This is a genomic window from Helcococcus bovis, assembly GCF_046035835.1.
Classification (GTDB): domain Bacteria; phylum Bacillota; class Clostridia; order Tissierellales; family Peptoniphilaceae; genus Helcococcus; species Helcococcus bovis.
Window position 1 is genome coordinate 46,115 of the sequence record NZ_JBFNGB010000007.1, and the last position, 13,474, is coordinate 59,588.

The 13,474-nt window shown below is 28.2% G+C and carries 13 protein-coding genes; 1 reads left to right on the plus strand and 12 read right to left on the minus strand.

What is annotated here, in order from left to right:
• Window positions 1-132 precede the first annotated feature (132 nt).
• The gene (gene ftsH, locus ABGF48_RS03455) at window positions 133-2,010 is read left to right on the plus strand and encodes an ATP-dependent zinc metalloprotease FtsH (RefSeq protein WP_408104954.1); all 1,878 of its coding nucleotides are present in this window, start codon (window positions 133-135) and stop codon (window positions 2,008-2,010) included.
• A gap of 134 nt (window positions 2,011-2,144) precedes the next feature.
• On the opposite strand, the gene ABGF48_RS03460 is transcribed toward ftsH, so the two are convergent.
• The 12 genes from ABGF48_RS03460 to ABGF48_RS03515 all read right to left on the minus strand — a co-directional run bounded on the left by ABGF48_RS03460 (window position 2,145) and on the right by ABGF48_RS03515 (window position 13,350).
• The gene (locus ABGF48_RS03460; RefSeq protein WP_408104955.1) at window positions 2,145-3,935 is read right to left on the minus strand and encodes a glycoside hydrolase family 30 protein; all 1,791 of its coding nucleotides are present in this window, start codon (window positions 3,933-3,935) and stop codon (window positions 2,145-2,147) included.
• An 8-nt stretch (window positions 3,936-3,943) separates the two neighbouring features.
• Window positions 3,944-5,347 (minus strand): 6-phospho-beta-galactosidase, encoded by a 1,404-nt coding sequence (gene lacG, locus ABGF48_RS03465; RefSeq protein ID WP_408104956.1) that lies wholly within the window; start codon window positions 5,345-5,347, stop codon window positions 3,944-3,946.
• Window positions 5,344-7,047 carry a lactose-specific PTS transporter subunit EIIC gene (locus tag ABGF48_RS03470; protein WP_408104957.1) on the minus strand — a complete coding sequence of 568 codons (1,704 nt, stop codon included), beginning with the start codon at window positions 7,045-7,047 and terminating at the stop codon, window positions 5,344-5,346. The genes lacG and ABGF48_RS03470 overlap by 4 nt, the downstream gene beginning before the upstream one ends.
• Window positions 7,048-7,057: 10 nt before the next feature.
• The gene (locus tag ABGF48_RS03475) at window positions 7,058-7,369 is read right to left on the minus strand and encodes a PTS lactose/cellobiose transporter subunit IIA (RefSeq protein ID WP_134710846.1); all 312 of its coding nucleotides are present in this window, start codon (window positions 7,367-7,369) and stop codon (window positions 7,058-7,060) included.
• 31 nt (window positions 7,370-7,400) lie between these two features.
• The gene (gene lacB / locus ABGF48_RS03480) at window positions 7,401-7,916 is read right to left on the minus strand and encodes a galactose-6-phosphate isomerase subunit LacB (RefSeq protein ID WP_408104958.1); all 516 of its coding nucleotides are present in this window, start codon (window positions 7,914-7,916) and stop codon (window positions 7,401-7,403) included.
• Window positions 7,917-7,926: 10 nt separating this feature from the next.
• Window positions 7,927-8,352 (minus strand): galactose-6-phosphate isomerase subunit LacA, encoded by a 426-nt coding sequence (lacA, locus tag ABGF48_RS03485; protein WP_408104959.1) that lies wholly within the window; start codon window positions 8,350-8,352, stop codon window positions 7,927-7,929.
• A gap of 120 nt (window positions 8,353-8,472) precedes the next feature.
• Window positions 8,473-9,228, minus strand: coding sequence for a DeoR/GlpR family DNA-binding transcription regulator (locus tag ABGF48_RS03490; protein ID WP_134710843.1), 756 nt, complete (start codon window positions 9,226-9,228; stop codon window positions 8,473-8,475).
• A 137-nt stretch (window positions 9,229-9,365) separates the two neighbouring features.
• The gene (locus tag ABGF48_RS03495) at window positions 9,366-10,046 is read right to left on the minus strand and encodes a 5'-methylthioadenosine/adenosylhomocysteine nucleosidase (protein ID WP_408104960.1); all 681 of its coding nucleotides are present in this window, start codon (window positions 10,044-10,046) and stop codon (window positions 9,366-9,368) included.
• 47 nt (window positions 10,047-10,093) lie between these two features.
• A complete protein-coding gene (gene pta, locus ABGF48_RS03500; RefSeq protein ID WP_408104961.1) occupies window positions 10,094-11,092 on the minus strand; it encodes a phosphate acetyltransferase in 999 nt (332 codons plus the stop codon).
• 13 nt (window positions 11,093-11,105) lie between these two features.
• Complete coding sequence (locus ABGF48_RS03505) at window positions 11,106-11,747, minus strand: DUF4446 family protein (protein ID WP_408104962.1); 642 nt, start codon at window positions 11,745-11,747, stop codon at window positions 11,106-11,108.
• A gap of 1 nt (window position 11,748) precedes the next feature.
• Complete coding sequence (locus tag ABGF48_RS03510; RefSeq protein WP_408104963.1) at window positions 11,749-12,591, minus strand: ParB/RepB/Spo0J family partition protein; 843 nt, start codon at window positions 12,589-12,591, stop codon at window positions 11,749-11,751.
• Between the two features lie 6 nt (window positions 12,592-12,597).
• A complete protein-coding gene (locus ABGF48_RS03515) occupies window positions 12,598-13,350 on the minus strand; it encodes a ParA family protein (RefSeq protein ID WP_408104964.1) in 753 nt (250 codons plus the stop codon).
• Between the last annotated feature and the right edge of the window lie 124 nt (window positions 13,351-13,474).

Consider the following 13,474-nt stretch of genomic DNA (forward strand, 5'->3'; position numbering starts at 1 on the left):
AAACACTTAAATTTCTAAGGTTATTGCTTTGTTTCTTAATTTTAGGGTAATATATATTAAGATGAGTGTAAACAAAATTTAAACACTTTTATGTTATATAATATTAAAAACAAAATAAAATAGGAGAATTTAATGCCATTTAAAAATAATAACGATAAAAAAATTGATGATAAAAAACCTATATGGTATTGGTATGCTGTTGGTGCAGTTATAATTATTTTAATTCAGTTCATAGTTGCCCCAATGATTAAAAATGCTTCTGTTAAAGAAGTAAGTTATGACCAATTCCTAACTATGCTTAATAAGGGTGAAATCCAAAAGATAAAAGCCGAAAGCAATCAAATAAGTTTTAATGTAAAAAAAGGTAATCAAGATCTAAATTACAAAGTTGGTAGATGGCCAGATAAAGATCTGACAGATAGAATTTTAAAAACAAAAACTCAATTTGGAAGTGAAATTATAGAACCAGCAAATCCTTTAATTGTATTTTTATTACAATGGGTTGTTCCTTTCGCAATAATGTTTTTCATTATTAGATATCTAACTAAAGGAATGATGGGAGGTTCAAATGCTTTAAGCTTTGGTAAATCAAATGCAAAAAGATATATAAAAGCTTCTAATTCAGCTACATTTAAGGATGTGGCTGGTCAAGATGAGGCAAAAGAAAGTTTAGAGGAAATTGTTGACTTCCTTCATGATCCAAAAAAATACGCTGCAATTGGTGCTGTTGCTCCTAAGGGAATACTTTTAGTTGGACCTCCAGGAACAGGTAAAACTCTTCTTGCAAAAGCTGTAGCCGGTGAAGCAAATGTTCCATTCTTCTCAATTTCAGGTTCTGAATTTGTTGAAATGTTTGTTGGTTTAGGAGCATCTAAAGTAAGAGATTTATTTAAGCAGGCAAATGAAAAATCACCATGCATCGTATTTATTGATGAAATTGACGCAATAGGTAAACGTAGAGATACATCAGGATATAGTGGAAATGATGAAAGAGAACAAACTCTTAACCAATTATTGAATGAAATGGATGGTTTTGATGCTACAAGTGGTGTAATTATTTTAGCTGCTACAAATAGACCGGAAATTTTAGATCCTGCCTTAACAAGACCAGGAAGATTTGATAGACAAGTAAGAGTAGAATTACCGGATATTAAAGGTAGAGAAGAAATTTTAAGAGTTCATTCTAAAAAAATTAAAATGAGAGAAGATGTTAACCTTAATAACATAGCTAAAATGACAGCTGGTGCTTCTGGTGCAGATCTTGCAAACATGATAAATGAAGGTGCCTTAAGAGCTGTTAGAGAAGGTAGAGACAAAGTTACTGAAGAAGATTTAGCAGAATCTGTAGAAGTTGTAATTGCAGGTCATAAGAAGAAAAATGCTGTAATAACTTCAAAAGAAAAAGAAATCATTGCATATCATGAAGTTGGTCATGCTATTACAGCAGCAGCTCAAACTCAAACTGCTCCAGTAACAAAAATTACAATTATCCCTAGAACTTCTGGAGCATTGGGTTACACAATGCAAGTTGAAGAAGAAGAAAAATTCTTAAGATCTAGAGAAGATTTATTCCAAGAAATTGTAATATTAACTGGTGGTAGATCCGCTGAAGAAATTATATTCAACACAAAAACAACAGGTGCTTCAAATGACATTGAAAGAGCTACAAAAATTGCAAGAGCAATGGTCTCAACATTTGGTATGGAAGAAGAATTTGACTTTGTATTATTAGAACAAAATTCTTCAAGATACTTAAAGGGATCTGGTACTAATTCATTTGCAGCAGCTGAAACCGAAAATAGAGTAGATCAAAAAGTAATGGAAATAATTTCTGAAGCTCACAAAAAAGCTCATACATTATTGCGTGAAAATATAGATAAACTTCATGAAATTTCAAAATATCTTTTAGAAAAGGAAACTATAACAGGTGCAGAATTTATGGACATTTTCAATAGTGATTATATATTGACTGAAAAACCTGATTATATTAAAAATTTAGAAGAAAATTAAAAGTATTAAAATCCTAAAAATAAAAAGGACTGTTATAAAATAACCAAAAAGTTTATTTTGCAACAGTCCTATATATTTTAATAATTTTAAATAGTGAAAATAATACTATTAAAAATATAAATTTATTCAATTATTTATCTAATTTTAATCAATGATAAATGTTTATCCCAACATTTACCCCCTTTATCGAATGTTATCCTCAAATAATTTGTTCCCTCTTTTAATTCTTTTTTAGGTCTTACATTTATTTTTTCCCAATACCCTCCGGTTAACATAGGCAAATCATACATATAATCTAATTTTTCCCAATTTTGTCCATCAGATGATATTTCAAAATCTAATCCTTGTAAAGAAATATGATAATATATAACTGCATCAAAATCTTTCATATTTTCTAATTTATAAACTATATTTTCTCTCGAAAGTCCAGTTCTTCTTGCTCTTGAAAAATCGTTATCAAATGCGTTATATGGATTATATGCTTCTAACATCCAATTATCTGATTTAGAATGAATCTTATCCCAATTATCTAAATTATCATAGATTCTATAGCTTTTATTTTGTTGTTTTTCATCATTAATATTGCCTGTATATGTTATAGTGGTATATCCACTAACTGAAATTCTTGCAATATTATCATCTATATATTGTGATGGGAATTTTTCTAAATTGTAATTATCATTTGTTATATAAGGGGTAAGTTTATTTAATTTTACACCTTCAAAAGTTAAATCTATAGTTTCATTATTTTGACCATCATTAAGAGCAACTACAACAAAATCTCCCGTTTTATCATTTTTGTATGCTGATAAATGTAAATTTCCCGTTGGATTTTCTGTAATTTCTACTCTCTTATATCCAGGTTTTATAAATTTACTGAAATTACCAAATGAATACAATCTCTTTGCATCTATGTAATTATCTTTGTCAACTAATCTTATCAAACTTTCATTATTATTTTTATAAGCAGCTCCTAACCAAAAAATAAAGGCATTTATATCCGCTTTAGTTAAAAAATCATGAATGTATCTTGACCATTTTACGCCATCCTTAAAACCTGTACCTTTAAGAATAGTTTCTGAAGTTTCTGTAAGCCAAATTTTTTTATTATTTTTCTTTGCACCTTCAAATATATAAGGTCTTCCTCTATAATAATGTGATGCAATTATATCAACACTATCTATCGCACCTTTATCTTCATAAATTGATGATAGTCTTTTATCTGTCCAAGTTCCTTCTTCACCTACAATAATTTTTGCATCAACTTTTTCTTTTACAAAAGTAGGTTTTAAATATTCTTTTACAAATTTTCTAAATTCTTCTTTTGACCATAAATTAGATTGCCAAAAAGCAGCATATTCAGGCTCATTAGCAATAGAAATTGCATCTATTTTGATATTATGATGTTTTTTATATCCTTTAACATATTCTGCAAGATATTTAGCATATTCTTGATAATACTCTTCTTTTAATCTCCCACCTCTTACAATTCTATTATTTGTTTTCATCCATGCAGGTGGCGACCAAACCGTACTCATAAATGTTTGAACTCCCCTTTTTCTAGCTTCATTCATAACCCATTGTTCCGGTTCATATGGTTTAAAATCCCATGTATCCTTATCAGGATGAATAGTTGGCATATTTAATCCATTACCAACTTCACTTCTTAAAATACTTAATCCTATACCTTTTTCATTAGAAAAAAGTAAATCCATTAGTTCATCTCTTTTATTATGTTCATAAATTTGATTTCCATAAACATCCGCAGATTGAGATACCCCAAAACCATCTATTTCTTGAAAAACTTTATTTGCATTTAATTTAGCTATAGGTGTTTGTACATCTGCTTTTGCATTTTTTACAGGTAAACTTACAACAAATATAACTGATGCTAAAAAAATCGATAATAATTTATTTAATTTCATATTTTACCTCAATTCAAAATTTGTGTTTCTGCTAAATTTTTATACCAGTAAGCACTTTGTTTTGGAAATCTTTCCTGGGTTTCAAAATTAACATAAAACAGTCCATATCTTTTTTCATATCCATTAGACCACGAAAACACGTCCATCAATGACCATAAAAAATATCCTTTTACGATAGCTCCATCTTCTATTGCATCAGCTACAACATTCAAATGTTGTTTTATATAATCTATTCTATCGTAATCATAAACTGTATTATCTTCAAATTTATCTTTGTTGCCTAAACCATTTTCAGTAATATATATTTTTTTATAATTTGGATATTCTCTTTTAACTCTCATTATTTGATCATATAGTCCTCTAGGATATATCATCCAATCCCAATCAGTACGGGGTATGTCAACACTATATTCTCTTTTTCCAACACCTTTAATTTGATATTTTGAACCTCCTTTAGCACCTTTAGAATTATGAGTTATTTCTGTTTCACCTTCAAAATGACGCATCCAATCACTCATATAATAGTTTATTCCTAAAAAGTCATTCAAATCTTTTGCAATATCAAGTATTTCTAAATCTTCTTTTCTTATATCCAAGTATCCTCCATGGATTTCTAAGATATGATTCACCCCTTCCATTGTTTCAGGTGAATAATGTCCCAAATAAGTTGCATCCAATATAAATTTATTATGAATTATATCTTCTAATTTTGAAGATCTTATATCTCTTTCATCTTTCGGATTATATGGATATTTTGTTGGAAGTGCATGAACTATTCCAATTTCCCCATCGTAGCCTCTATTTTTATATTCAATAACTGCTTTAGCATGAGCTAACATCATATTATGATGTGAATTAAAAACTTTTTCAAAATCATATTTTAATCCAGGTGGAAATTTCCCAACTAAGTACTGTCCTTCTCCTATAGGTCCAATTTCATTAAATGTTGTCCAATATTTGATTTCCTTAAATTCTTCAAAACAGAACTTTGCATAATTTACAAAATGTTCCACATTTTCCCTATTTAAGAAATCACCTTTAGAATGTAAAAATTCTGGAGTATCAAAATGATGTAATGTTACAAATGGTTCAACACCTCTTTTCTTACATTCCGCAAATAATTTATGATAAAATTCTACTCCTTTATCATTTACTTTCCCGTAACCCTTAGGAAAAATTCTGGACCACGCAATTGAAATTCTTATACCATTTATAGAGAAATCTTCACAAAGTTTTAAGTCAATTGGATATCTATTGTAAAAATCACTTGCCGGTTCTGCTGTATACCAATAATTTTCTTTTAAATATTGATCCCAAGCAACTTCTCCTTTTCCGTCTTTATCTATACTTCCTTCAGCTTGATAAGCTGCCGTTGCTCCCCCAAATATAAAGTCTTTTGGCAATTTTTTCATTTATTTAAACTTTCCTTTACAAATTTTAATGATGCTAATCCATCTCTACTTAATGAAATATATTCAGCACCTTCTGTCTTAACAAGTTTTATGCCTAAAGCATCTGTTTCTTTCTTTATATCTTCATAATTAGAAGCAACTTGAGGAGCAAGTACAACTAAATCAAAGTTTTTCAATATATCTCTGTGTGCTCCATAGCTATCAGCTACAGCATTAACTGATACTCCATGTTCCTTAGCTGCTTTATTAAGTGCATTACTTAAAAGTCCACTCGTACCGCCACCTGCACATAAAACTAAAACTTCAACATGTTCATTAATTAAAGAATCACCCATAACTTCTTTTTTATTTGAAATAACATCTTTAGCTTTTTTTGTATCAAAATTTGCGTTAACTTTCTTTTCTAAATTTGAGCTTTCTTCACTTTTTCCTTTTATTTCTTCTTCTAAAATTTGTTGATCATATATTCTAAAGAATGGATAATAAATTAATACGTCTACTACAATCAATACAAATATTAATATTATTGCTAAAAATTGGAAGTTTAGACCTAATAACATTCCAATAGGTGCTGGAGTAATCCAAGCTAAGTTTGCTGTAAAACTGTTCATTTTTAGTGTATCTACAAAAAACTTAAATATCCAAACGTTTACAATTGGTGCTAAAATAAATGGTACAAAAAATATTGGATTTAATACAAGAGGTCCACCAAATAATATTGGTTCATTTACACCAAAAAATGTTGGAACTACAGATGCTCTACCTACAACTTTATTTCTTTTTGATTTTGCAAGCCACATAAATATGAATGGAACAACCAGTGTAGCTCCCGTACCACCCATTGTAACTATAAACATTTGAGTTCCGGCTGTAATTACTTTATCTGCATGTTGTCCTGCTTGCATTAAACCTAAGTTTACTTCTGCATTAGTATACAATACAGCTGCTATAGCTGGTTCTACAATAGATGGACCGTGGATACCTATAAACCAGAAGAATGCATATGCCCCAAATATTATTGTCAATCCTAAATATCCATCAGCTGCCTTAAATAATGGTGCTAATAAAATACTTATTGATTCAGCAACGTTTTTACCTGCATAATTGCGAACTAATATATCTAATCCATATAAAATTACAATAGAAATTGCAAATGGAATTAAATCCTTAAATACTTTTGAAATATTAGGTGGTACTTCTCCCGGCATTTTTATTGTTACATTGTTCTTAAAACAAATTTTATATACATTTACTGTTAAAAATGCTGCTAAGAATGCTGCTATCAATCCCTTTGTTCCCATATAAGAACTTAAAAATCCACCATCTTTAGATGGATCTGCAGATAATAGTAAAAATCCTACCATTGCAGCTAACATTGTTGACATAAAATTCATTTGATTATTTGATCCCATGTTTCTATTCATAGAATCTGTTAATGCTTTTGCTGTTGTTCCTGCTACTAATATACCTAAGATACCCATAGAATAATTATAAGGCTTCATTAATAATTCAACTGTTTTATCACTCCATTTAAATCCAAATGCATTTGGAACAAATGCTATAAGTAAAAATATACTTGAAAACAATACTACAGGCATACCTGCTATAAAACCGTCTTTTATAGATCTTAAATATATATTTCTTGATAACTTTTCAAAAAATGGTTTAACTTTTTCTATTCTTTTTATTAATCCTTTCATTTTCTTCTCCTCATTTTTCTTTATAAAGTTCAATAATTGTTTCTATTAAATCTCTTAATAACATTGTAGTCATCAAATGATCTTGTCCATGAATAAAAGTCACGCTAAATGGTAAATCTTCGCCTCTAGCTTCTTTTACCAATAATTCAGTTTGAGTTTTATGAGCATTAATTATGCACTTTTCACCTAAATCAATTTCTTCTTTTGCTTTTTCAAAATCCTTAGATTTTGCATATTTTAATGCGTTCATATAATGAGATCTTGCATCTCCCGCATATGCAACTATCTCAAATCCTATCATTGTGATATCATCTTTATTCATTTTACCTCCTTCTATAAATTTTAACTTATAATCAATTGCCGTATTCTCCTTTATCCCACTTTTCAATGAATTCATCAAAAAATCCTTCATCCTCTTGATTTAGTGCTTCAGTTTCCACACAAGCAATTTTTTCTAAAATTAATTTATTTTCTGGTGTATCTTTATACTTTGTGTTTATAAATGCATCTATAATATCATTCATCAGAAATTCACCAGTTATTTTTCCTCCAAACCCAATAACATTTGCATTAAGTTTTTCTTTGGCATATATTGCACTTGTCATATCCCTTACAAGCGCTGCTCTAATACCTTTAACTTTATTAACGGCATTATTAATTCCAACACCTGTACCACAAATACAAATACCTAAATCAGCTTTTCCATTTCTTACTGCATATCCTACTTTTTTACCATATATTGGATAATGCGTCCTATCATAGTCATATGTCCCAACATCAAACACTTCATGTCCATTATCTATTAAATGTTTAATTACCTTATTTTTTTCATCTGTGACGATATGATCACAACCAATTGCTATTTTCATATATCACCTCCTAACACATTTTATTTAACATATCTACTCTGATTTGATGTCTTCCAGCATCATATTTTCCATAAATAAATGAATTAACTATATTAATTGCTAATTTTTCACCTACTATAAGTGACCCCAAGGTTAAAACCCTTGCATTATTATGACTTCTCGTCATATATGCACTTCTTTCTTCTGATACATTTGCTGCAATAATTCCTTTAACTTTTGTAGCAACAATAAAACTTCCGACACCATATTCATCAATAATAATAGCTAAATCATCTGGATTTTTTCTTATTTCTTTAACAATATCAAGTGTCAATGAAACAAAATCATCATCTTCTCTACTTAAATCTATTACCTCCTTCTTTTCAGCTTTTATAAAATCTAAAATTTTATTTTTCAATACTTTAGAGCTTTGAATTGAACCTACAATAACCCTCATACAACCTCCTATTTTATGATAACGTTTTTCGGTTATCTTAATTATAAAATAAATAAAACAAAAAATCAACATTAATGTTCAATTGTTAAACATCAATGTTGATTTTTTGTTTTATTATAACTAATTAATCACTTCTGTAAATAAAGATAAACTTTTTATTTTATCATTATCTTTTTCGTTTGTAATAACCGCAGTAGTATCACTCAATTTAAAAAAAGTTACAAAATCTTCCCTATCAATTTTAGACGAATCTATTAATAAATATTTTTCAACCGAATTATTTAATGCTAGCGTTTGAGTAAAAGCTTCTTCATAATTTGATGCCATTACATCATTTTCTTTTACAGCATTAGCTCCGAAAAATGATTTTGTAAATCTCATAGTATTTAATATCGTATAAGTTATTTCTCCTACAAAAGCCTCTGTTAAACGTCTTTTTTCTCCTCCTAATAGAAAAACTTGAAATAACTCAGTCTTCTTTTCAAGTAATATATTAAAAACCGGAAGACAATTTGTAATTATTCTTATTTTTTTATTTTTGATTTCTTTAGCTAAAAGTTCAACAGTTGTCCCAGGGCCTAAATATATTGTGTCTCCATCTTGTATAAGATTAGAGGCTTTTTTTGCTATATATAGTTTTTCAGCCATATTATACATATGCTTTTCGTCATGAGATATTTCTAAATATTTATAAGAATTATTAGTCCTTGCGCCCCCATGTATTTTTGTTAAAACACCTTGCTTTTCCAATTCAGCAAGATCCCTTCTTACAGTCATATCTGTTACACCTAACAATTCAACAATATCCGAAACTCTTACGCTTCCCTTTTTATTAACAAGAGTCGTGATTGCTTCTTGTCTTTTAGATTTGTTCATTTTAACTCCTTAAAATTACATAATGTTAAACTAAATTAATAATATATTTCATTATATAATAAAATGTTTTATTTATAAACATTTTATTAAAACGTTTATATTTGATAACATTTACATTGTTATAAATGTGATGATATTTATTTCAAAAATTCTTCAAGCATATCAGCAGATCTCTTACTTGTAATTTCAACATTTTTCATAAAATCAATATTACTATTATTATGATAAACTATATCAGAAAGTGATCTAATTATTATAAATGGAATATTAAACCTATCACAAGTATACCCTATTGCAGCAGCTTCCATTTCGCATGCAATCGCAGTTGGAAATTTTTCTTTTAATTCCAAAACCTTAACTTCTTCTCCTACAAAAACATCTCCACTTATTATATCTCCAAAATATATATTAAAATCAACTTTATTTTTTAAAAATGATTCTTTTACTTTATTTCTAAGTAATTCATCAGATTTTGTTGTAATTCCAATTCCGGCTTTTCCATCAATATATGAAGTATCAAAATCATGCTGTATTACATTTTCGGAAATTACAATATCCAAGGTATTTTGTTCTTTTAACATTCCTCCTGCCGTTCCAATATTTACTATGTAATCAGGATGATATGTCATTATCATTAAAGTTGTAATAATACTTGCATTTACTTTACCAACTCCACTTTTAGTAAGAATAACATCATGATTATTAATTTTACCAAAATAAAAATCAACCCCTTGAATATTTTCTTCTTTTATATTTAACATCTTATCTTTAATTGCTTCTACTTCTTTTGGCATTGCTCCAATTATTCCACACAACATAAATTTCTCCTTATAAAAAAGCCTGATCTTTAGACCAGGCATAATAATTATTGTAATGATTGAGCAGCTGTAACGATTGATGTTAAGTAAACATCTTCTGAATTACATCCTCTAGATAAGTCATTAACCGGCTTTTTCAATCCTTGTAAAATTGGTCCTACCGCTGTATACCCCCCAAGTCTTTGAGCGATTTTATATCCAATATTTCCTGCTTCTAATGTTGGAAATATAAATGTATTTGCATACCCTGCTACATTTGATGAAGGGAATTTTAAGTCTGCTACTGTTGATGAAACAGCTGCATCAAATTGCATTTCTCCATCTATCGGTACATTTAAACCTTGCTCTTCAACTATTTGTTTTGCAATTTTAGCTGCTTCAGCTACCTTTTGTGATTCAGGTGTTATGGCTGAACCATTTGTTGAAAATGATAATAATGCAACTTTTGGATTAATACCAAAAACTTTAGCTGTTTGTGATGATATAACTGCTATTTCTCCTAGTTGTTGTGCATCTAATGTTGTATTAATAGCTATATCAGCAAATAAATATTTTTCTCCTTGTTTTCCAAGCATTACCATTGCCCCCGATGTTCTTGAAACCCCTGGTTTAGTTTTGATTATTTGTAATGCCGGTCTTACAGTATCTCCAGTTGTATGAATAGCACCCGAAACCATACCATCAGCTTCACCTAATTGAACCATCATAGTCCCAAAATAATTTACATCTTTTAACATTTGAGCTGCTTGTTCTTTTGTATTTTTTCCCTTTCTTAATTCAACAAAAGCCTCTACATATTCATCAAATTTAGGATCATTTTCTGGATCTCTAATTTCAACTTTTTCAATTTCTGCTCCTAAAGATAACTTATTAGCTTCTTTTAATATTTCATCTTTATTTCCCAATAGAATAGGAGTTAAAACATTTTCTCTCTTTAGTTTAACAGCTGCTTTTAAAATTCTATTGTCTTCCCCTTCTGGTAAAACAATTTTTATATTCTTTCCTTCAATTGATTTTTTTAAACTTTCAATAAGTGATAAACTCATAATTTCTCCTTTTTTATTTTCCTAACAACATATTTAGCGCATCATATTCATCTGTAGAGCATTCTGCATCAGGATTTCCATTTTTAATATATTTAGAATAGGTATACGAACTATCTCTACCATTAATAGACGTAATCATTATACCATTATTAAATTGGTCAAGTAAAATAAATGTAAATGACAATTTGCCTGTTTGATTTTCAAAAGCATCATATTTATGCAAAATATGTTTTTGCATTGCAAATGATAATTTTTCATTTATATACTTCATTTTCTTATCATAGTCATCATTTAATGTATTTTTAAAATCAGCATATTCATTTTGAAGTTGTTCTATCTCTCTATTTTGTTTTGTTACTAAGTCATCAGTTAATTTATTAATATCAGAATACATCGAGTTAGTATTTTCTTCAAAATCGTTTTTTATGTTAGCATAAAAACTTTCTATTCTATCATTTTTATTTGAAATATCATTTATTTCATCATTATGTTTTAATAATATTTCTTCTATATTTAATTCTCCTCTACCACGTAACAATTTATCATATCTAGATCTCATTCTATCCATTTTATTCCCTAAATTAATTATCTTCAATGCAGAGATAGAAATAATTATCATCATAATAAATATTATAAATAATAAAAAAATATCCATTTTATTCATTCACTCCATATCTTTCTAAAAATTCTTCAATCTGTTCATCACTAGAAAATTCAATATTAATTTTCCATTTATTCTTTGATTTTTTAACATCAACTTTTGCACCTAGTGACTCTTTCAATCTATCCTCTATATCTTTAACAAAGACATCTTTTTTAATTATTTTTTTTACTTTTTTGGAAGATTTTTTCTCAATTTCATTTACTGTAATTTCTTTTCTAATAAGCATATCCAAATATTTTTTTCTTTCAAAAATATCTTTAATTCCTAATAATGCCCTTCCTTGTGAAGAAGTTATATTTCCTTGTTCAAGTTCGGCAATAGTGAAATCATCAAGTGATAATAATCTAACAATATTTGCAATATATGTTCTTGACTTTCCTATAACTTTACTCAATTCTTCTTGAGTTAAATTATGTAATTTCATAATATTCTCATACGCTTGCGCTTCTTCATAAGGATTTAAATCTTCTCTTTGTATGTTTTCAACCATGGAAATCATATCTTTATCTTTATCATTTAATTCTCTTATTACTGCTGGAACTGTTTCTAAACCAGCAATTTTAGCAGCTCTAAATCGTCTTTCACCTGCTACAATTTTATATTGATCTACATTTTTTATTAAAACTAATGGCTGTAAAATACCATAAAGTTTTATAGAATCAGCTAAACTATTTATAGCTTCATCATCAAAATTTTTTCTTGGGTTACTTTCACTCACTTCGATTTTATTAATATCTATTTTTTGAATTTTTTCAAAATCACTATTATTTTCATCGAAGTTTTTTTCAGGAATTAATGCCCCTAGACCTTTTCCTAAACCTTTTCTTCTTACCATGTCCACCTACTTATTCTGTTTTATTAATTCATTTGCTAATTTTATATATGCTTTTGCCCCTTTAGAATTTTTATCATAATCGATAATTGATAATCCGTGAGATGGAGCTTCTGCCAATCTTATATTTCTAGGGATTATAGTCTTAAATACTTTATCCTTAAAATATTTTTTCACTTCTTCTACAACATCTAATGATAAATTATTTCTTCCGTCAAACATTGAAATTACAACACCTTCTATTTCTAAATTACTATTCAAACTGTTTTTTATTAAATCAAATGTTTGCATTAATTGTGAAACACCTTCTAATGCATAATATTCACTTTGAATTGGAATTATAACAGAATCACTAGCAACTAGAGCATTTATACTTAATAAACCTAATGATGGAGGACAGTCAATTAAAACTATATCATATTCGTCCTTATTTTTAAGATATTTAAACAATAATTGCTCTCTATTTATAAATGATACAGCTTCTATTTCAAATCCTGATAAATTTGCATTAGATGGTAATATTTTAACATTTTCAGAGCTTGTATCCAATGGTCTTAAATCGTAATCATCAAGTAATAAATCATAAACACTAAATTCAAGTTCATTTCTATTTAATCCTAAGCCCGATGTACTGTTTCCTTGTGGATCAAGATCTATTACTAAGACTTTTTTCTTTTTTTTCCCTAATGCTGACGCAAGATTCACAACTGTTGTTGTTTTTCCAACACCACCTTTTTGATTAAAAATCGATATAACTTTCATAAACACCTCGTTATTAATTATATCATAATTAATTAATATATTGAATTTAATATTTTAAATTGTTTCATATGAAACAATTTATTATTTAATACATTAAATTTTATGTTATTTACTATAAAAAGTT

Bases quoted from the DNA above. Each gene is read 5' to 3' on its own strand.
- ABGF48_RS03510 (WP_408104963.1), bottom strand. From the start codon at position 12,591: ATGGTAAGAAGAAAAGGTTTAGGAAAAGGTCTAGGGGCATTAATTCCT.
- lacG (WP_408104956.1), bottom strand. From the start codon at position 5,347: ATGAAAAAATTGCCAAAAGACTTTATATTTGGGGGAGCAACGGCAGCT.
- lacB (WP_408104958.1), bottom strand. From the start codon at position 7,916: ATGAAAATAGCAATTGGTTGTGATCATATCGTCACAGATGAAAAAAAT.
- pta (WP_408104961.1), bottom strand. From the start codon at position 11,092: ATGAGTTTATCACTTATTGAAAGTTTAAAAAAATCAATTGAAGGAAAG.
- ABGF48_RS03515 (WP_408104964.1), bottom strand. From the start codon at position 13,350: ATGAAAGTTATATCGATTTTTAATCAAAAAGGTGGTGTTGGAAAAACA.
- ABGF48_RS03475 (WP_134710846.1), bottom strand. From the start codon at position 7,369: ATGAATAAAGATGATATCACAATGATAGGATTTGAGATAGTTGCATAT.
- ftsH (WP_408104954.1), top strand. From the start codon at position 133: ATGCCATTTAAAAATAATAACGATAAAAAAATTGATGATAAAAAACCT.
- ABGF48_RS03460 (WP_408104955.1), bottom strand. From the start codon at position 3,935: ATGAAATTAAATAAATTATTATCGATTTTTTTAGCATCAGTTATATTT.
- ABGF48_RS03470 (WP_408104957.1), bottom strand. From the start codon at position 7,047: ATGAAAGGATTAATAAAAAGAATAGAAAAAGTTAAACCATTTTTTGAA.
- ABGF48_RS03495 (WP_408104960.1), bottom strand. From the start codon at position 10,046: ATGTTGTGTGGAATAATTGGAGCAATGCCAAAAGAAGTAGAAGCAATT.
- lacA (WP_408104959.1), bottom strand. From the start codon at position 8,352: ATGAGGGTTATTGTAGGTTCAATTCAAAGCTCTAAAGTATTGAAAAAT.
- ABGF48_RS03490 (WP_134710843.1), bottom strand. From the start codon at position 9,228: ATGAACAAATCTAAAAGACAAGAAGCAATCACGACTCTTGTTAATAAA.
- ABGF48_RS03505 (WP_408104962.1), bottom strand. From the start codon at position 11,747: ATGGATATTTTTTTATTATTTATAATATTTATTATGATGATAATTATT.